Origin of the sequence: Micromonospora krabiensis, assembly GCF_900091425.1 — a bacterium.
GTDB classification, from domain to species: Bacteria; Actinomycetota; Actinomycetes; order Mycobacteriales; family Micromonosporaceae; genus Micromonospora; species Micromonospora krabiensis.
Window position 1 is genome coordinate 4680962 of sequence record NZ_LT598496.1, and the last position, 19235, is coordinate 4700196.

Annotated in this window: 17 protein-coding genes; 7 read left to right on the forward strand and 10 right to left on the reverse strand. The window is 73.2% G+C overall.

Translation table 11 applies throughout. The annotated features are described in order from the left end of the window. Positions 1 to 62: 62 nt before the first annotated feature. The 5 genes from GA0070620_RS21415 to GA0070620_RS21435 all read right to left on the reverse strand — a co-directional run bounded on the left by GA0070620_RS21415 (position 63) and on the right by GA0070620_RS21435 (position 5509). A complete protein-coding gene (locus tag GA0070620_RS21415) occupies positions 63 to 878 on the reverse strand; it encodes a hypothetical protein (protein ID WP_091593588.1) in 816 nt (271 codons plus the stop codon). Positions 879 to 979: 101 nt separating this feature from the next. Beyond that, the gene (locus GA0070620_RS21420; protein ID WP_091593590.1) at positions 980 to 1573 is read right to left on the reverse strand and encodes a DUF4178 domain-containing protein; all 594 of its coding nucleotides are present in this window, start codon (positions 1571 to 1573) and stop codon (positions 980 to 982) included. Positions 1574 to 1678: 105 nt separating this feature from the next. Then, entirely contained in the window at positions 1679 to 2050 is a 372-nt protein-coding gene (locus GA0070620_RS21425; protein ID WP_231921890.1) for a hypothetical protein, read from the reverse strand. Positions 2051 to 2191: 141 nt separating this feature from the next. Further along, on the reverse strand, positions 2192 to 4771 hold the full coding sequence (gene clpB, locus GA0070620_RS21430) for an ATP-dependent chaperone ClpB (protein ID WP_091593594.1): 2580 nt from the start codon (positions 4769 to 4771) through the stop codon (positions 2192 to 2194). An 87-nt stretch (positions 4772 to 4858) separates the two neighbouring features. Then, complete coding sequence (locus tag GA0070620_RS21435) at positions 4859 to 5509, reverse strand: TetR/AcrR family transcriptional regulator (protein WP_091593596.1); 651 nt, start codon at positions 5507 to 5509, stop codon at positions 4859 to 4861. An 84-nt stretch (positions 5510 to 5593) separates the two neighbouring features. Here GA0070620_RS21435 and GA0070620_RS21440 point away from each other — a divergent pair, with 84 nt between their 5' ends. From GA0070620_RS21440 to GA0070620_RS21455, 4 genes are all read left to right on the forward strand, one after another. After that, positions 5594 to 6730 carry an epoxide hydrolase family protein gene (locus GA0070620_RS21440; RefSeq protein ID WP_091593598.1) on the forward strand — a complete coding sequence of 379 codons (1137 nt, stop codon included), beginning with the start codon at positions 5594 to 5596 and terminating at the stop codon, positions 6728 to 6730. A 128-nt stretch (positions 6731 to 6858) separates the two neighbouring features. Beyond that, positions 6859 to 7359 carry a cation:proton antiporter regulatory subunit gene (locus tag GA0070620_RS21445; RefSeq protein WP_091599134.1) on the forward strand — a complete coding sequence of 167 codons (501 nt, stop codon included), beginning with the start codon at positions 6859 to 6861 and terminating at the stop codon, positions 7357 to 7359. Between the two features lie 5 nt (positions 7360 to 7364). Further along, positions 7365 to 8570: a cation:proton antiporter gene (locus tag GA0070620_RS21450; protein ID WP_091593600.1), complete on the forward strand. Its 1206-nt coding sequence runs from the start codon at positions 7365 to 7367 to the stop codon at positions 8568 to 8570. Positions 8571 to 8750: 180 nt separating this feature from the next. Then, positions 8751 to 9182, forward strand: a complete 432-nt coding sequence (locus GA0070620_RS21455; RefSeq protein ID WP_091593602.1) for a hypothetical protein — start codon at positions 8751 to 8753, stop codon at positions 9180 to 9182. A gap of 92 nt (positions 9183 to 9274) precedes the next feature. On the opposite strand, the gene GA0070620_RS21460 is transcribed toward GA0070620_RS21455, so the two are convergent. The 5 genes from GA0070620_RS21460 to dnaK form a co-directional block, all read right to left on the reverse strand. After that, positions 9275 to 9481 carry a hypothetical protein gene (locus GA0070620_RS21460; RefSeq protein ID WP_091593604.1) on the reverse strand — a complete coding sequence of 69 codons (207 nt, stop codon included), beginning with the start codon at positions 9479 to 9481 and terminating at the stop codon, positions 9275 to 9277. Positions 9482 to 9629: 148 nt separating this feature from the next. Beyond that, positions 9630 to 10073: a heat shock protein transcriptional repressor HspR gene (locus GA0070620_RS21465; RefSeq protein WP_091593606.1), complete on the reverse strand. Its 444-nt coding sequence runs from the start codon at positions 10071 to 10073 to the stop codon at positions 9630 to 9632. A gap of 29 nt (positions 10074 to 10102) precedes the next feature. After that, on the reverse strand, positions 10103 to 11290 hold the full coding sequence (gene dnaJ, locus GA0070620_RS21470) for a molecular chaperone DnaJ (RefSeq protein ID WP_091593608.1): 1188 nt from the start codon (positions 11288 to 11290) through the stop codon (positions 10103 to 10105). Between the two features lie 85 nt (positions 11291 to 11375). Next, positions 11376 to 12134: a nucleotide exchange factor GrpE gene (grpE, locus tag GA0070620_RS21475; RefSeq protein ID WP_091593610.1), complete on the reverse strand. Its 759-nt coding sequence runs from the start codon at positions 12132 to 12134 to the stop codon at positions 11376 to 11378. Positions 12135 to 12181: 47 nt separating this feature from the next. Beyond that, positions 12182 to 14047 carry a molecular chaperone DnaK gene (gene dnaK, locus GA0070620_RS21480; protein ID WP_091593612.1) on the reverse strand — a complete coding sequence of 622 codons (1866 nt, stop codon included), beginning with the start codon at positions 14045 to 14047 and terminating at the stop codon, positions 12182 to 12184. Positions 14048 to 14242: 195 nt separating this feature from the next. On the opposite strand from dnaK, the gene GA0070620_RS21485 reads away from it, so the two are divergent. The 3 genes from GA0070620_RS21485 to GA0070620_RS21495 all read left to right on the forward strand — a co-directional run bounded on the left by GA0070620_RS21485 (position 14243) and on the right by GA0070620_RS21495 (position 19068). Further along, positions 14243 to 16063 (forward strand): GTPase family protein, encoded by a 1821-nt coding sequence (locus tag GA0070620_RS21485; RefSeq protein ID WP_091593614.1) that lies wholly within the window; start codon positions 14243 to 14245, stop codon positions 16061 to 16063. Between the two features lie 73 nt (positions 16064 to 16136). Beyond that, entirely contained in the window at positions 16137 to 17801 is a 1665-nt protein-coding gene (locus GA0070620_RS21490; protein WP_091599137.1) for a GTPase, read from the forward strand. Positions 17802 to 17853: 52 nt separating this feature from the next. Further along, complete coding sequence (locus GA0070620_RS21495) at positions 17854 to 19068, forward strand: hypothetical protein (RefSeq protein WP_091593616.1); 1215 nt, start codon at positions 17854 to 17856, stop codon at positions 19066 to 19068. The last annotated feature ends 167 nt before the right edge of the window (positions 19069 to 19235 follow it).

Below are 19235 nucleotides of genomic sequence, written 5' to 3' on the forward strand. Positions count from 1 at the left end.
TCCGGTAGGCGTCGGGTTGCAACCTACTCGGAGGGACCGTCGACGTCGCCGCTATCCGGTCGTCAACTCACCGGCGGCGGGGTCGAACCGGGACGGTCCGACGGCGGCGGCTGGTCACCGGCCTGACCGGGCACCGGCGGCGGGCCGGCCGGACCGGGCTGGCCGGGCGGCGGGTAGCCCTGGGTGGGCGGGTAGCCGGGCTCGCCGCTCGGCTGCGGGTAGCCGGGCTCGCCCGAGGTCTGCGGGTAGCCGGGGGTCTGCGGGTAGCCCGGGTATGCGCCACCGGGGACCGGGGGCTCCCAGCCGGCCTGCGGCTTGCGGAAGAACTCGTTCGCCTTCGGCAGGGCCAGCAGGATCAGTGCGGCCAGCAGCGCGAGCACACCGATCACGCCGAGCAGGGTGCTGACCGGGGTGAACCAACCGGGCAGCGCCGCGTCGAGGCGGCTCTGGATCTCGTCGGCGCTCGGCCCGTCCCCGCTGGTGCTGCCGGTGCCGCCGCCGAAGCCGCCCGCGGCACCGCTGATGAGGCTGCCACCGGTGCAGCAGATCAGGATGCCGCCGAGGACCCAGGTGGTGATCCGGGAGCCGTTCTTGCCGCGGTTGTTGAGCATGGCCAGGACGACCAGCCCGATCGCGAGCAGCAGCACGAAGATGGCGCTGCCGATGCCGATGGCGAAGGTGACGTCGGCGACGGTGGAGGCGGCGTTGGCCGACGTGCCACTGTAGGCGTCGCGCAGGACGTCACGAATGGTGCCGATCGTGGCCAGGGTGATGATCAGGTTGATCACCTGGATGACGGCGAACAGAATCAGCAGGTAACTGGAAATCGTCACCACGCTCGGCCGTGACCGGGCCGGCGGGCTGTGGGGATCGACCACGTTGCTCCTTCCCTAGATCGCGCCCACACCGTATCGGCATCCGGCCAATCGGGCATGCCTCGACGCCCCGCCGTGCAGATCGAGCCGTCCGATCGGGCCGCTCAGTCCTCCCCTGCCTCGGGGTGCACCGTCACTTCGTCGGGGCGCAGCACCTCGCCGCGCGCCACCGACCAGCCCGCCTCCCCGTACGCCTCGAAGGAGAGCCGGGTCCCGCCGGGAGCGCGGTAGTCGTGGTAGCGCATGGTGCCGGTCGGGTCGAGGTGGGTGGCGCCGGTCGCCGTGTAGCGGGCCTGGCCGGACTCCTCCCAGGTGTACGAGCGTCCCGCGAAGTCGACGACCGGGGCGCCGGCCGTGAGCCGGGCTCCCGGCTCGGGGGCCCACAGCACGACCTCCAGCTCGGGCCGGTCCTGGACGGAGAGTCGGCAGGATCCCCCCTCCGGGTCGTCGAGCAGGTGCTCGGCCCAGCTCCACCCCTCGTCGACCAGGCGGATGCTGCCGCGTACGCGGTGGGACAGCCCGCGGATCTCCACGGTGTCGCCCGGTCGCAACCGGCGCGGGTCGGACCGGGGGACCTCCGCGCCCACGCCGCGCCCCGACGCCCGGGTCCTCCGCACGACCAGCACGACGACCACGACAGCGACCACCACCGCCAGGCAGACCACCGTCGAAACGAGGTACGCCACCCACCCGTCCACCGAGCACCCTCCCCCACGCCGGCGCAGACGGTAGCAACCCCGCTGACCGGCCCACACTTGCCGAGGCTCAAGTGATTCCTCGGTCACGCGACGGCCCGGTGGCGGTCACGCCTCGCCCAGTCGCCGCGTGGCGTACTCCCGGAGCGAGGAGCGGTCCATCACGCAGCCGCTGTAGGTGGTGAACTCGGCCGGGTCGTCGCGCAGGGCCGTCCACGCGGCGCGGGCGGCCGCCGGGTCGAGGCGCTCCAGCAGGGTCGCCGCGTACGCCCGGCCTGCCGGCGAACCGTGGTCGAGGAGGCGATCGAGCTGGGCGCGTACCTCCTCGGGGTGCTCGGCCAGGGCGTCCGCCAACCGCTGGTACGCCTCGGTCGCCGGCAGCAGCGTGCCGGCGAACCCCACCCCGCCGAACGCCACGGTGTCCGCCCGGGCGAGTTCGTCGGCGGCGGCGTCGAGCTCCCGGTCCCGTTTCTTCCCCATCCCGAACATCCCCTCACCCTTCCCCTTCGGGGCCCGTCTGACCCTCCTGATCAAGAGGTTTGCGTCAGCGGCGGCCGATTCCGTGACGCAAACCTCTTGATCAACAGCTGGAGTCGACGGGTGGGGGTCGACGGGTGGGGGTCAGCGGATGGAGAGGCCGGTGTCGGCCAGGTCGACCTTTACCGTCTGGCCGTCGCGGATCTCGCCGGCGAGCAGGGCCTTCGCGAGCTGGTCGCCGATGGCCGACTGCACCAGCCGCCGGAGCGGACGGGCGCCGTAGATCGGGTCGTACCCGTGCTCCGCCAGCCAGCCGCGCGCCGCGTCGGTGATCTCCAGGCCGAGCCGGCGGTCGGCGAGCCGACGCCGCAACCGGTCGAGCTGGATGTCCACGATCGACCGCAGGTCGTCGCCCCGGAGGGCGGCGAAGACCACGATGTCGTCCAGCCGGTTGAGGAACTCCGGCTTGAAGTGCGAGCGGACGACCGCCAGCACACCCTCGCGCCGCTGCTCCTCGCCCAGCGTCAGGTCGCTGATCAGCGACGACCCGAGGTTGGACGTGAGGATCAGGATCGCGTTGCGGAAGTCGACCGTGCGGCCCTGACCGTCGGTGAGCCGCCCGTCGTCGAGCACCTGGAGCAGGATGTCGAAGACGTCCGGGTGGGCCTTCTCCACCTCGTCCAGCAGGATCACCGAGTACGGCCGCCGGCGCACCGCCTCGGTCAGCTGGCCGCCCTCCTCGTAGCCGACGTAGCCGGGCGGGGCGCCGACCAGGCGGGCGACGGAGTGCTTCTCGCCGTACTCGCTCATGTCGATGCGGACCATCGCCCGCTCGTCGTCGAAGAGGAACTCGGCGAGGGCCTTCGCCAGCTCGGTCTTGCCGACACCGGTCGGGCCGAGGAAGAGGAAGCTGCCGGTCGGGCGGTCCGGGTCGGCCACTCCGGCCCGCGCCCGGCGGACCGCGTCGGAGACCGCGCCGACCGCCTCGGCCTGACCGACCACGCGGGCGCGCAGGGACTCCTCCATGCGCAGCAGCTTGGCGGTCTCGCCCTCGAGCAGCCGGCCGGCCGGGATGCCGGTCCAGGAGGCGACCACGGCGGCGATGTCGTCCGCGCCGACCTCCTCCTTGAGCATGGCGCCGTCGGCCTGGAGCCGGGCCAGCTCCTCCTCCGCCCGGGCCAACTCGGTCTTCAGCGCCGGGATCCGGCCGTACCGCAGCTCGGCCGCCCGCTCCAACTCGCCGTCACGCTCGGCCCGCTCGGCCTCCCCGCCGAGCCGCTCCAGCTCCTCCTTGGCGGACGACAGCTTGGTGATGTGGTCCTTCTCCAGCTTCCAGCGGTCGGAGAGCGCGGTCAGCTGTTCGCGCTTGTCGGCGAGCTCCTTACGCAGCCGTTCGAGGCGCTCGGCGGACGCGGCGTCCGGCTCCTTGGCCAGCGCCATCTCCTCGATCTCCAGCCGGCGCACCGCCCGCTCGATCTCGTCGACCTCGACCGGCCGGGAGTCGATCTCCATCCGGAGCCGGGACGCCGACTCGTCGACCAGGTCGATCGCCTTGTCCGGCAGGAACCGGTCGGTGATGTACCGGTCGGAGAGGGTGGCGGCGGCGACCAGCGCGGCGTCGGTGATGCGTACGCCGTGGTGCACCTCGTAACGCTCCTTGAGGCCGCGCAGGATGCCGATGGTGTCCTCGATCGTCGGCTCGCCGACCAGCACCGGCTGGAAGCGACGCTCCAGCGCCGGGTCCTTCTCGATGTGCTCGCGGTACTCGTCGAGGGTGGTCGCGCCCACCATGCGCAGCTCACCCCGGGCCAGCATCGGCTTGAGCATGTTGCCCGCGTCCATCGAGCCCTCGCCCTTGCCGGCGCCGACGACCGTGTGCAGCTCGTCCAGGAACGTGATGACCTGCCCGTCGGAGTTCTTGATCTCCTCCAGCACGGACTTGAGCCGCTCCTCGAACTGACCGCGGTACGACGCGCCGGCCACCATCGCGCCCAGGTCGAGGGAGACGAGCTTCTTGTTCCGCAGCGACTCGGGCACGTCGCCGGCGACGATGCGCTGGGCCAGCCCCTCGACGATTGCGGTCTTGCCGACGCCCGGCTCACCGATCAGCACCGGGTTGTTCTTCGTACGCCGGGACAGCACCTGGATGACGCGGCGGATCTCGGAGTCCCGGCCGATGACCGGGTCGATCTTGCCGTCGCGGGCGCTGGCGGTCAGGTCGACGCCGTACTTGGCCAGGGCCTGGTAGGTCTGCTCCGGGTCGGCGGTGGTGACCCGCCGGTCCCCGCCACGGACGGTCGGAAAGGCGGCGACCAGGTTCTCCTCGGTGGCCCCGGAGTTCTTCAGCGCGACGGAGACCGCGCCACCCACCCGGGCCAGGCCGGCCAGAAGATGCTCGGTGGAGGTGTACTCGTCGCCCAACGGACGCGCGATCTGCTCGGCGGCGCCGATGGCGTTGACGAACTCACGGGCCAGGGTCGGCTCGGCGATGCTGGAGCCGCGCGCGGCGGGCAACCCCTCGACCGTGCGCTGGGCGACCCGGCGCAACTCGGCGGGGTCGGCCCCGACGGCGCGCAGCAGGCCGGCGGCGGTCGAGCCCTCGGTGTCGAGCAGCGACAACAGCAGGTGCCAGGGTTCCACGGTGGCGTGGCCGCGCTGGTTCGCCAGCGCCACGGCACCGGTGATGGTCTCGCGGCTCTTGGTGGTGAGGCGTTCCGTGTTCATGGGCTCCCCTGATATCGGCGTGTCCACTAGGAAGTGACACAACCAGAGTTGAGCGTATTCCGCTCAACCCTGGCGCTGTGACCCCGCTCACTCCTGACGTCGCCACCGCCAGTCGAACTCGCCGGGCGCGGGCGGCGGGCCGGGCAGCGGCCCGCCGTCACGACCGGTCGACAGGCCGGCCAGCAGCACGGCCAACTGCCGCCGACGCAGCTGTCGGGTCCGCTCCGGATCGGGTACGCGCACCGCGGCGCACGCCTCCAGCAGCAACCCGACGTCCTGCACCACGACGTCCGGCCGAAGCCGCCCGTCGGCGTGGGCGCGCCCCACCAGCGACGTGGTGAGCTCGTTCGCCCGGACCGCGTCCCGGCCCATCTCCTCGGTGGGGGTGAACGTGCCGGCCAGGTGCACGGTCAGCGAGTGCACGTCGGCGTCGACCACCCGCTCCAGGAAGCCGGTGAGGCCCCGCCAGCCGTCCGGCTCGGCGAGCCCCGCCTCGGCCTCGGCCACGTACCGCCGCAGCCCGTCCCGGCAGAGCGTGCGCAGCAGGTCCTCCTTGCTCGCGTACCGGCGATAGAGGGCGCTGATGCCGACGCCCGCGCGGTCGGCGACCGCGGCGACGGGCGCCTTCGGATCGTCGAGGAACACGGCGCGGGCGGCGTCGAGGATCACCTCGTCGTTGCGGGCCGCCTGGGCGCGGCGGCCGGCGAGCGGCGGAGTCTTCGCGGTCGGGTTCGGCATGGAACCAGACTAACAGTGGAACGGATCGTTCCGCTCTGCTATGTTCGAACGGAACGAAGCATTCCGTTCTGAAGGAGCGAGAAGATGACCGACCCCGCGATCCGCCCGTTCCGCGCCGAGGTCCCGCAGTCCGCCCTCGACGACCTGGCCGACCGGCTCGGGCGGACCACCTGGCCCGACGAGTTGCCCGGCGCGGGCGTCGCCTACGGGATGCCCCTCGACCGGGTGCGCCACCTGGCCAGCCGGTGGGCGGAGACCTTCGACTGGCGGGCGGTCGAGGCGCGGCTCAACGCGCACCCGCAGTTCGTCACCGAGATCGACGGCGAGGACATCCACTTCCTGCACGTCCGCTCCTCGCGCGCCGACGCCCTCCCGGTGGTGCTCACCCACGGCTGGCCCGGCTCGGTGATCGAGTACCTCGACGTGATCACCCCGCTCACCGAGCCGGACGACCCGACGGCACCCGCCTTCCACCTGGTGATCCCGTCGCTGCCCGGATTCGGTTTCTCCGGGCCGACCCGCAGCGCCGGCTGGAACCGCTACCGGACGGCCCGCGCCTGGGCCCAGTTGATGAGCCGGCTGGGTTACGAGCGCTACGGCGCGGTCGGCAACGACGCCGGTTCCCTGATCTCGCCCGAGGTCGGCCGGACCGACCCGGAGCACGTGGTCGGCGTCCACGTCACGCAACTCTTCTCGTTCCCGTCCGGCGACCCCGCCGAGTTCGCCGGGCTCTCCGACGCCGACCAGGCGGCACTCGGCCACCTCCAGTGGTTCTACGAGAACAAGTTCTCCTTCAACCAGGTGCACAGCCAGCAGCCGCAGACCCTGGCGTACGCGCTGATCGACTCCCCGGTCGGCCTGCTCGCCTGGAACGCCCAACTCTTCGACCAGGCCCTCGACGACGACTTCGTGCTGGCCAACGTCGCGCTCTACTGGTTCACCCGCACCGCCGCCTCGGCCATGCGCTTCTACTGGGAGGACGCGCACGCCGGCGACCAGCCGAGCGGCCCGACCACCACGCCGACCGCGCTCGCCATGTTCCCGGGCGACTTCCAGTCGATCCGCCGCTTCGCCGAGCGGGACCACGCCGCCATCGTCCGGTGGACGGCGTACGACACGGACGTCGAGGGACGCGGCGAGGTGGGCGGGCACTACGCGGCGCACCAGGCGACCGGGGTGCTGGTCGGTGACATCCGGGAGTTCTTCGCCGGTCTGCGGTGAAAGGACCGGTTGTCCGGGTGGGCCCGCCGCCGTCCGGCGACGGCGGGCCCACCCCGGTTTCCGTGGGCGGGCCGGGATCGATCACGGAGATCGGCATCGACCGGCATGCACGCGGTACCGTTGCCAGGGTGCGAGTACGTGTTGAACAGATCGCGCTGCCGGGGATCGGCGTCCGTCACGACCTCGTGACGGAGTCCGGCCGCCGGTTGGGCGTGGTCTCCCACCGCAATGGTCGCCGCGACCTGGTCCTCTACGACCCGGACGATCCCGACTCCTGCCAGTCCGACATCCCGCTGACCGACGACGAGGCGGAGGCGCTCGCCGACATCCTCGGCGCGTCGCTGATGCTGGGTCAGCTCTCCGGGCTGCGCGAGCAGGCCGCCGGGCTGCTCACCGAGCAGATCGCCATTCCGGCCGGCTCGTCGTACGTGAACCGGAAGCTCGGCGACACCCAGGCGCGTACCCGCACGGGCGCCTCGATCGTGGCGGTGCTCCGCCACGGAGAGGTCATCGTCTCGCCGGACCCCTCCTTCCGCTTCGCGGCCGGTGACGTGGTGGTCGTCGTCGGGACCCGAAAGGGCCTCGACGGAGTGACAGCCATCTTCGCCGACGGTGACCCGGACGGCTGAGGCGGATGCACGACTTCACCACACTGCTCGTCGAGGTCGGCGCGCTGCTGTTCCTGCTCGGCCTCCTCGGCCGACTGGGCCGCCGGATCGGTCTCTCACCCATCCCCCTCTACCTGCTCGCCGGGCTCGCCTTCGGGCACGGCGGCCTGCTGCCGCTCAACGCCAGCGAGGAGTTCTTCGCCGTCGGCGCCGAGATCGGCGTCATCCTGCTCCTGGTCATGCTCGGCCTCGAATACTCGGCCGGGGAACTGGTCGGCAACCTGCGCGCGGCGGCGCCGGCCGGACTCATCGACGGCGTGCTCAACGCCCTGCCCGGAGCGGCGTTCGCGCTGCTGCTCGGCTGGGACTGGGTGGCCGCGCTGGTGCTCGCCGGCATCACCTGGGTCTCCTCCTCCGGCGTCATCGCCAAGGTCCTCGCCGACCTGGGCCGGCTCGGTAACCGGGAGACGCCGGTCATCCTCTCGGTCCTGGTGATCGAAGACCTGGCCATGGCCCTCTACCTGCCACTGGTCACCGCGGTGCTGGCCGGCACCGGCCTGCTCGGCGGCGGCATCGCGCTCACCGTCGCGGTCGGCACCGTGCTGGTGGTGCTCGTGGTCGCCATCCGCTACGGCAAGGCCATCTCCTCGGCGATGTCGGCCCGGGACCCGGAGGCGCTCCTGCTCGGCGTGCTCGGCATGACCCTGCTGGTCGCCGGCCTCGCGGCGAAGCTCCAGGTGTCGGCGGCGGTCGGCGCGTTCCTGGTCGGCATCGCCCTGTCCGGCCCGGTCGCGCACAACGCCACCGAGATGCTGAGCCCGCTGCGGGATCTCTTCGCCGCGGTCTTCTTCGTCTTCTTCGGGCTGTCCACCGACCCACGGGACATCCCGCCGGTGCTGCTGCCGGCGCTCGGCCTGGCGATCGTCACCATGGCGACGAAGACGCTCACCGGCTACCTGGCCGCCCGGCGGGTCGGCATCGCCGAACCCGGTCGATGGCGCGCCGGTCTCACGCTCGTCCCGCGGGGCGAGTTCTCCATCGTCATCGCCGGGCTCGCGGTGGCGGCCGGCAGCGTCGAGCCACGGTTGGCCGCGCTCGCCACGGCGTACGTCCTCATCACCGTCGTGACCGGGCCGATGCTCGCCCGGATGCCCGACTTCCCGTGGTTCAAGCGCTGGCTGCGGCACCGTGCGGCGGCCCAGCGGCACGAGCCCGTACCGGTCGGCGACTGACGACACTGGATGCCTTCGGGCCGGGTCGGCCGTACGGTCGACCCGGCCCACCCAAGGGTCGCCTAATTGCTCCCTGGGAAGGGCTACCGCTACTGCTCAGTACCGCGTTACCGTGTCGCCCCAGCAGCCAGGGTCCGCGGGCGGCCGTACCTCCCTGCGGGCGTAGTGGAAGGTTGGCCGGTGAGCGTGCAGGAGTCGACGTTCCACGGCTTCGCGAACCCCGTCGATCCGACTCCGGCGGAGTTGCGTGCGTGGGCCTACCGGCCCGACTCGGTGCCGTTGAGCTCGATGCCCCCGGACTGGGACCTGTTGGTCTCCGGTGACCGGCTGGTGTCGACTCTCTTCGAGTTGGCCATGGACAGCAGCTGCCCCGCCCGCCGGTTCGCGGTGCACTGCCTCTACATCTACGCCGCCGACGGCATCCGGACGAACTTCCGTGCGCACCCCAAGCGCCGCTTCCGCAAGCTCGTCGAGCAGGCCGAGAAGAACGGCGACGAGCTGATGCGGACGTGGGCGCACAACAGCCGCGTCCTGCTGGCCCGGCCGGACCTGTTCGTCTACCGCGACTGGTGCGAGGGCGGCCTGGTCCGGGAGAACCGCCGCCTCGCCTGACCGCCCGGCCCGGCTGATCGGCTCGCCTGCGGAGAAGACGAACGGGCCGGGACCCCCCGTGGGTCCCGGCCCGCACGTCGGCGTCCGGTCCGTCAGCCCGGGCCGCCGCGTCCGTCGGGCCGTACCTCCGCCCGCCCCTGGTCGATTCGGTGATCGACCTGGTCGGCGAAACGGCCCTCCTTCACCACGTCGGTGAAGCGTTGCCTGGTCAGCTCGTCGAACCGCTCGCGGACCGTCTCGACGATGCCGTCAAGTCGCTCCCCCGTCTGCTGGGCCACCTGCTTCGCCGCCTCCGTCACCGCTCCCCCTGCCATGCCGGGAGGTCCGGTCAACGCGAAAAGACCTCATTTTCAGCTAAGCAGAGCGGCCCGGCCCGCGCCGGGAAACCGGCGAGCGGACCGGGCCGCGTGGTCCCGGAGGTGGGTGGTCCCGGAGGTGGGTGTCGCGTCAGCGAACGGGCCCACGCCGCGGGCGCCAGACCACCAGCGCGGTGGAGGTGCGGTTGGTGGGCACGAGGTCGCTGCCGGGGAAGCGGGCGAGCGACTCCAGCTCCGCGATCCGGCGGTACGCGGCGTCGAGCTCCGCCTCCAGCCGCGCCACGCGTTGCTGCGCCTGTTCGAGGAGGCGCTCCAGACCGATGATCCGCTTGACCCCGGCCAGGTTGATGCCGTCGTCCTGGCTGAGCCGCTGCACCTCGCGCAGCAGCACCACGTCCCGGACGCTGTACCGGCGGCCGCCACCGGCCGCCCGGCCGGCCTGCACCAGGCCGAGCCGGTCGTACTGACGCAGGGTCTGCGGGTGCATCCCCGCCATCCGCGCCGCGACCGAGATCATCAGGACCTTCGCCTCGTAGGCAGGGTCACCCGACGAACCGACGAACCCGTCCGACATCCCACTCACCTCCGCGTCCCGTCCACCGATCATCCGACTCGACGCACCCGCGCGTCGAGGTGTTCCCGAGCCGCCGGCGGTGTCTGCTCGGCGAACTCCTCAAGCGCCGCCCGCGCCTCGTCGGACACCCGTGCGGGCACCACCACGTCCAGTGTCACCAGCAGATCGCCGGCCTGCCCGTCGCGCCGGGCCACGCCCTTGCCGCGCGCACGCAGGACGCGACCGCTCGGCGTGCCGGGCGGCACCCGCAGGGTCACCGCGCCGTCGAGCGTGGGTACCCGCAGGTCGGTGCCGAGCACCGCCTCGGCGAAGGTGATCGGCACGGTCAGCGTCAGGTCGTCGCCGCTGCGCCCGAACAGGTCGTCGGGACGCACCTTGACCTGCACGAACAGGTCACCCGCCGGGCCACCGCGCTCGCCCGGCTCGCCCCGCCCCGCCAGTCGGATCCGTTGCCCGTCGGCGACGCCCGCCGGGAACCGGACGTTCATGGTCCGGGTCTTGGTCACCCCGCCGCTGCCGTGGCACTCGGGGCACTTCTCCTCGACGACCGTCCCCACGCCCTGGCAGTTGCGGCACGGCTCGGAGAAGCTGAACGACCCCTGGTTGCGGGTCGTGACCCCGGCGCCGTGGCACACCGGGCAGGTGCGCGGCTGGGTGCCCGGCTTGGCCCCGTTGCCGTGGCAGGTGTCGCAGACGCCGGGGGCGCGCAGGGTGAGCGGCAGGGTGACGCCTCGCACCGCGTCGTCGAAGTCCAGCGCCACCTCGGTCTCCACGTCCCGGCCGCGGGCCGGGCCACGCGGGGTGGTCGGCCCCGCCTGCCCGCCGGAGAAGATCGAGCTGAACAGGTCGGTGAAGCCGGTACCGCCGAAGCGGCCGTCGCCGGCGCCGCCCGGACGCGCACCGCCGAACAGGTCGGAGACGTCGAACGGCATGCCGCCCGGCTGGCCGCCGCCGCGGGCGTTGCGCCGGAACGCGCCCGAGCCGAAGAGCGACCGCATCTCGTCGTACTCCCGGCGACGGCCGGGGTCCGACAGCACGTTGTACGCCTCGGAGGCGGCCTTGAACCGCTCCTCGGCCTTGGGGTCACCGGGGTTGTGGTCCGGGTGCGACTCCCGGGCCAGCTTTCGGTACGCCTTCTTGATCTCGTCCGCGGAGGCGGCCTTGTCCACGCCGAGCACGGCGTAGAAGTCCTTCTCGATCCAGTCCTTCGAACTCACCGGTCCACCCCCTTCCCGCCGTCGTGGCCCGGTCGCCCCGCCCACCGTCGTACGGCGGACGGGGCGACCCGGTCACTGCTTCGCACTATTCCGGGTCCGCGACGCCGACCAGCGCCGGCCGGAGCAGCCGCTCACCGAGCTGGTAGCCGCGCCGCATGATCTGCACGCAGGTCGGCTCGGTCACGTCGGCGGAGGTCTGGTGCGCCACCGCCTCGTGCAGCGTCGGGTCGAACGGGTCACCCTGCTCACCGAACGGGGTGAGCCCGAACTTGCCGAGCGCCGTGACGAGCTGCTCCGCCACCGTTCCGAACGGCCCCACCAGGTCACCGTGTTCCCGGGCCCGGTCCAGGTCGTCGAGGATCGGCAGCAGCGCGGCGAGCACCGCGCCGGTCGCCTGCTCGGCGACGACGCCCCGGTCCCGGTCCACCCGCTTGCGGTAGTTGGCGTACTCCGCCGTCACCCGCTGCAGGTCCCGGGTCCGCTCGTCGAGGTCGGCGCGGAGCGCCTCCAGCTCGGCGCCGAGCGTGGAGCTGGTGGCGGCGTCGACCGGCTCGGCCGGGGCGTCGACCACCGGCGGGCCGGCAGCGGTCGACCCCTCGACCGTGCCGGTCTCGACCTCGATCTCGTCGACCACGACCTCGGCGTCCTCGACCAGCCCTTCGGCCGGGACGTCCGAACCCGCGTCGGCCGCGGTCCCCTCCGGCTCCGCCGGCGGCTCGGTGATCTTGCGGTTGTTGCGGATGACGACCCGCGGCGCGTCACCGGTGGCCGGCTCGGCGGGCGCGGAGCCACCCGGCGTCGACCCGGCCTTGCGCCGGTCGGCGTCTCGTGGCTTCTCCGTCATGCGGCTACCTCATCCCTTCGCCGTGAACTCGTGTCGAGGACCCGATGTCACTTCTTGTCCTCGTCCACGATCTCCGCGTCGACCACGTCGTCGGCGCCACCGGCCGGGCCCGCGCCGGTCGCACCGGTCGCGCCGGCACCCGGGCCGGCCTGCCCGCCCGGCTGCTCACCCTGCTCGCCCTGCTGCGAGTAGAGCAGCGAACCGGCCTGCTGGGAGACCTGCGCCAGCCGCTCGTGCGCCGACTTGATCTTCTCGATGTCCTGGCCGCCGAGCGCGCTCCGCAGCTCACCGAGCGCCTCGTTGAGCTGGTCGCGGTTCTCCGCCGGCAGCTTGTCGCCGCTCTCGGCGAGGAACTTCTCGGTCTGCCACTGCAGCGCCTCGGCCACGTTGCGGGTCTCGGCCTCGTCGCGGCGGCGCTTGTCCTCGTCCGCGTGCTCCTCGGCGTCCCGGCGCATCCGCTCGATGTCGTCCTTCGGCAGCGAGGAGCCGCCGGTGATCGTCATCTTCTGCTCCTTGCCGGTGCCCAGGTCCTTCGCGTGGACGTTGACGATGCCGTTCGCGTCGATGTCGAAGGTGACCTCGATCTGCGGCACGCCACGCGGCGCCGGCGGAAGACCGGTCAGCTCGAAGGTGCCGAGCTTCTTGTTGTAGGCCGCGATCTCGCGCTCACCCTGGAAGACCTGGATCAGCACGGACGGCTGGTTGTCGTCGGCCGTGGTGAAGACCTCGGAGCGCTTGGTCGGGATGGTGGTGTTGCGCTCGATCAGCTTGGTGAAGATGCCACCCTTGGTCTCGATGCCCAGGCTCAGCGGGGTGACGTCGAGCAGGAGAACGTCCTTCACCTCGCCCTTGAGCACGCCGGCCTGCAGGGCGGCGCCGACGGCGACGACCTCGTCCGGGTTCACGCCCTTGTTCGGGTCGCGGCCGGTGAGCTGCTTCACCAGGTCGGTGACGGCCGGCATCCGGGTCGAACCGCCGACCAGGATCACGTGGTCGACGTCGGAGACCTTGATCCCGGCGTCCTTCACGGCCTGCTCGAACGGGCCCTTGCAGCGGTCCAGCAGGTCTTGCGTCATCCGCTGGAACTCGGCGCGGCTGAGCGTCACGTCCAGGTGCAGCGGGCCGGCGGCACCGGCGGTGATGTACGGCAGGTTGATGTTGGTCGTGGTGGCGGCGGACAGCTCGATCTTCGCCTTCTCGGCGGCCTCGCGGAGCCGCTGGAGGGCCATCTTGTCCTGCGACAGGTCGATGCCGTGCTCGCCGCGGAACGTCTTCACCAGGTGGTCGATGATCCGCTGGTCCCAGTCGTCACCACCGAGGTGGTTGTCACCGCTGGTCGACTTGACCTCGATGACGCCCTCGGCCAGCTCCAGCAGGGAGACGTCGAAGGTGCCACCACCGAGGTCGAAGACCAGGACGGTCTGCTCCTTGGAGCCCTTGTCCAGCCCGTACGCCAGCGCGGCGGCGGTCGGCTCGTTGACGATCCGCAGCACGTTGAAGCCGGCGATCTCACCGGCCTCCTTGGTGGCCTGGCGCTGGCCGTCGTTGAAGTAGGCCGGGACGGTGATCACCGCGTCGGTGATCTGCTCGCCCAGGTACGCCTCGGCGTCCCGCTTGAGCTTCATCAGCGTCCGGGCCGAGATCTCCTGGGGGGTGTACTTCTTGCCGTCGATGTCCACGGACCAGTTGGTGCCGATCTCCCGCTTGACCGAGCGGATCGTCCGGTCCGGGTTCGTGACCGCCTGGCGCTTGGCGACCTCACCGACGAGCACCTCGCCGTTGCGGGCGAACGCGACGATCGACGGGGTCGTCCGCGAGCCCTCAGCGTTGGCGATGACGGTGGGCTCACCGCCCTCGAGAACGCTGACGCAGGAGTTCGTCGTGCCGAGGTCGATACCGACCGCACGTGCCATCTTCGCTTCCTCGCTTCGTAAGGTTGAGCAGGTGACGGGCACCGCCCGCAGCGCACCCACCACAAGTTGAGTGAACTTGACTCAATAGTGCCACGCCTCATCAGATCGTCAAGTCGGGGTTGAGCGGACCCGACGCAACCCCGGTTTGCTACCGATCGGTTGTCTTCCCTTGCGTCGGTCGGGCACGCTTTAGCGGTGACGACGCACGGCGATCCCGCCACCCAGCCCGGCGCGCCCGCCGTCGCAGCCCGCACCGGCTCGCCGGACGACGCGGAGGACCCGCCCGCCACCACCGGGGACGACAGCCTCCCCGCCGCCCTGGCCAGCCTCCGGGCCGCGATCGGGGCCGCCCGGTTTCCCCTCACGCTGCCCTCGGCCGAGCCGGCCGAGCGCGCCGCCGCGGGCCTGACCGCCCAGCTCGACGACTATCTGCTGCCCCGGCTCGCGCGCCTCGACGCCCCGCTGCTGGTGGTGGTCGGCGGCTCCACCGGAGCCGGCAAGTCGACCCTGGTCAACAGCCTCGTGCAGGCTCGGGTGAGCGCCGCCGGCGTGCTCCGACCCACCACCCGCTCGCCGGTGCTGGTGTGCAGCCCGGCCGACTCGTCCTGGTTCCGGCAGGGGGACCTGCTGCCCGGCCTCACCCGCACCAACGAGCCCAGCGAGGACCCGTACACCCTCCAGCTCGTCACCGCACCCGCGCTCCCGGCCGGGCTCGCCTTCCTCGACGCGCCGGACATCGACTCGGTGGTCGACGCCAACCGCGCGCTCGCCGGCCAACTGCTCGCGGCGGCCGACCTCTGGCTCTTCGTCACCACGGCCGCCCGCTACGCCGACGCCGTCCCCTGGGAGCTGCTGCGCAGCGCCCGGGCGCGCGGCACCGTGATCGCGATGGTGCTCGACCGGGTGCCGCCGGAGGCGAGCGACGAGATCGCCGCCCACCTCGGCGAGATGCTCACCGAGCAGGGTCTCGGGCAGGCGCCGCTCTTCGTGCTCCCGGAGACCTGGGTCGACGGCCAGGGGCTGCTGCCGGCCCGGGTGACCGCCCCGCTCGCCGACTGGTTCACCCGGCTGGCCGCCGACGCGGACGCCCGCGCCGCCGTCGTACGGCAGACGCTGGACGGCGCGCTCGCCGCGGTGCACCCGACCGTCGAAGGGCTCGCCGACGCCACCGAGGAGCAGATCGCGGCCGCCGACGCGCTGGACGAGCGGGTGCGGGCGGCCTACCGGTCGGCGCACCGCACGGTCGAGCAGGGACTGCGTGACGGTCGGCTGCTGCGGGGCGAGGTGCTGGCCCGCTGGCAGGAGTTCGTCGGCACCGGCGAGTTCTTCCGCACCCTGGAGGCCCGGATCGGGCGGCTGCGCGACCGGCTGGTCGCCGCGGTGACCGGGCGTCCGGCGCCGGCCGCCGAGCTGCGTACGGCGATCGAGTCCCAACTGGTGACACTCCTGCGTGGGGTCGCCGCGGAGGCGGCCGAGCACGCGTACACGGGGTGGAGGGCACACCCGGCCGGGGCCGGGCTGCTCGACCCGGGTCTCGCCCACGCCGGTGGGGACCTGCCCGAGCGGGCCGAGCGGCTGGTCCGCGACTGGCAGCGCGGGGTGCTGGAGCTGGTCCGGGTCGAGGGGGGCGACCGCCGGTTCGTGGCCCGCACCGCCGCGTACGCGGTGAACGCCACCGGCCTCGCCGTCATGATCGCGGTGTTCGCCTCGACCGCGTTCGTCCCCACCGGCCTGGAGGTCGCCACCGGGGCCGGCACGACCGTCGCCGCGCAGGCCGTCCTCCAGGCGATCTTCGGCGACCAGGCCGTGCGTACGCTCGCCAACAAGGCCCGCGCCGACCTGCTCGACCGGGTGCGCGCCCTGCTGGACGAGGAGGCCGAGCGCTACGTCGCGCGCACCGGGGCGGCCCGCCCCGACCCGGAGGCCGCCGACACGCTGCGCCGGGCCGCCGACCGGGTGGAGACCGCCCGCCACCGCAGCGGCCTGGCGGCGGGGCCCGAGGAGGAGCGCCGGTGAGCGCGCGGACCGGACGGCCCGACCCCGCTGTCGCGAACGAGAGGCTCGCCCGGTGACCAACATCGTCGGCCGGATGCGGGAGGCGTTCCGCGGTGACCGGCGGGTCGACCCGGACGTGCTGCTCGCCCGCCTGGACGCCCTGCGCCGGTTCCTCGCCGCGGCGGACGGCCACCTGCCCGACGCCTCGCTCGTCGCGGCACACACGCTGGTCGAGCGGGCCGGCACCCGGCTCGCACTGTCCCGGGACCACACCGTGGTCGCCCTGGCCGGCGCCACCGGCAGTGGCAAGTCCAGCCTGTTCAACGCGCTGGCCCGGCTGACGCTCTCGCCGGTCGGCGTACGACGGCCGACCACCGGGGTCGCCCACGCCTGCGTCTGGGGGCCGCCGGAGGGCGCCACCCGGCTGCTCGACTGGGTCGGCGTCCTGCCCCGGCACCGCTTCGTGCGGGAGAGCGCCCTGGACGGCGACGACGAGTCGGCGTTGCGCGGTCTGGTCCTGCTCGACCTGCCCGACTTCGACTCGGTGCAGCGGGCCCACCGGCTGGAGGTCGACCGGCTGCTCGGCCTGGTCGACCAGGTCGTCTGGGTGGTCGACCCGCAGAAGTACGCCGACCGCGTGATCCACACGAGCTATCTGCGCGAGTTCCACCGGCACCGGGACGTGACCCTGGTCGTGCTCAACCAGGCCGACCGGCTTCCCCCGGCGGAGCTGCCCCGGGTCCTCGCCGACCTGCGCCGGCTCCTCGACGACGACGGGTTGGCGGGCGTACCACTGCTCGCCACCACCGCGACCGACCCCGACCAGACGGTCGAGCTGCGCGCGGCGCTGGAGCGCACAGTCGCCGAACGACAGGCGGCGCTGCGCCGCCTCTCCGGTGACGTGGACACCGTGGTGACGGACCTCGACGAGTTGGTCGGGTCGGCCCGCCCGGCCGGCGGCCCGGACGACGCCACCGTCGCCGAGCTGAACCGGGCGCTGGCCGGCACGGCCGGGGTGCCGGCGGTCACCGAGGCGGTGCAGCAGGCGTACCGGCACCGGGCGGTGGCGAGCACCGGCTGGCCGCTGGTCCGCGGCTGGCGCCGGCTGCGCCCCGACCCGCTGCGACGGCTGCACCTGCCCGGCGCGCCCGGCGACGCCGCCGACCCGGCGGAGAGTCTGGTCGCCGCCACCTCCGTCCCCGATCCGACGGCCGCACAGCGCTCCGCGCTCGGGTTGGCCATCCGGGCGGTGGCCGACCGCGCCGCCGCCGACCTGCCGGCCGCCTGGCCGGGTGCGGTGACCACCGCCGCCCGGTCCCGCCTCGCCGACCTGCCGGACGCGCTGGACCGCGCGGTGGCCGGCACCGACCTCGGCCTGGGCCGGCGGCCGGTCTGGTGGCGGGTGGTCGGCGCCGTGCAGTGGCTGGTCACCCTGGCCGCGCTGGCCGGGCTCGGCTGGCTGGTGCTGGGCTACGCGCTGCGCGCGCTGGGCCTGCCCGAGCTGGACAACCCGACCGTGGGCGAGGCGCCGCTGCCCACCGTGCTGCTGCTCGGCGGCCTGCTCGCCGGGCTGGTGGTCGCCGCGCTGACCCGGCCGGTGGTCCGCTGGGCGGCACGCCGGGCCCGGGCCCGCGCCGAGCAGCGGTTGACCGTCGCGGTGGCGGCGGTGGGCGACGAGTACGTGCTCGCGCCGGTCCGGGTCGTGCTCGCCTCCTACGCGGAGGCTCGGGACGCGCTGCGGGAGGCCGCCGGGCGCTGACCCGCCCGATCGCTGCCCTGCCTCCGGGGGTGACCGGGCGTAGGGTCGGAGCATGGCCACGCCCCAGACCCCGTACGAGGCGGTGCTGCACGCCGCCCGCGACGTGACCAGGCTCGACAGCGCGCTGGACGCCGAGATGCTCGGCACCGCGCTGCTCGGCAGCGTCTACGCCATCGCGGAGACCGACCGCAGCAGCGCCGTCCGGGAGTTCGTCACCGGCTTCCTCGCCGCCACCGCCCGGCGACGGACGGCTGCCGCGACCACCATCCGATCGGTCTTCGCCGCCCTGGTGCCCGACGCCGAGGGCGCCGCCCGCGTCCGCCCCGGCAGCCAGGCGCCCGCCTGGTCCGGCCAGCTCGGCCGGGTGCACCTCACCGGCACCTGGGCCTACGGCGACGTGTACGGCGACCAGACGTCCTACCTGGCCACCTTCGCGTACGACGACGCGGCGGGCGGGCCGGAGCACGCCCTGGTGGCACTGGTCGACCACAACATCGGCATCACGAAGGACGTCTTCGTCGGCGGGCCGGCCGAACGGATCCTCGACCAGGTGCGGCAGATGTGCTCCGCCGACGACCTGACCTGGTTCCGGACGGAGGACCCGGGCCGGATGCGCGCGGAGGTCGACCGGCACCTGCTGATCACCGACGACCTCGGCGAGCTGCCCGGCGAGGGCTCGCTCGCCACCGACCGGGCACTGGTGGGTGCCCGCCTGGCGCTGCTGCCCACCGCCACGGTGCCCCTCGCGGCCGTGCCGGCGCCGCTCTCGACCGCCGACCGCACCGACCTGGTCCGCCGCTTCCTGGCCGCGCCGGAGGCCGTCCAGGCCGGGCTGGACACCGTCGACGGTCCCGAACTGGCGTCGCTGCACTTCTGCATCAGTCTGCTGCTGGATCATTCGGCGACCTTCCCGGACGCCGACCCGCTGCGCTGGAGCCCGGCCGTCGCCGGCCTGTTCCTGCTCGACTGGGTGCACCGGCGGGCCGTCCTGGACATGGACGACGCCGCGATGCTGCCCCGGGTGCTGCGGGCCTGGGTCCGGTACGCGGGCCGTCGGCGCGGCCTGCCGGAGGCAGCCGTCGAGCAGACCGCCGCCGCCGTCGACGAGATGGTGCCCGAGTTCGCCCGCCTCTACAGCACCGGCGAGCGGCGCAGCCCGGCCACGGCCGCGGTGGCCCAGTTGATGGCCGACGGGGTGGACCCGGACGACCCGGCGGCGCTGGACGCCTGGATCGAGGCCAACCGCGACCGCCTGACCGACGACTGAGACCCGAGGTGGAGGAGCAGGCAGTGGGTCTCAGAGGGCGTCCGCCGACCGGGACACGCTGGGGCTCGCCGTTGCCGGGCTCTCGTCCGGGTCCGGATAGGTGATCGTCGGGGTCGGTCGCGCACTGGCGCTGGGGCGCGGGCCGGCGGTCGCCGTGGGCGTCGGGT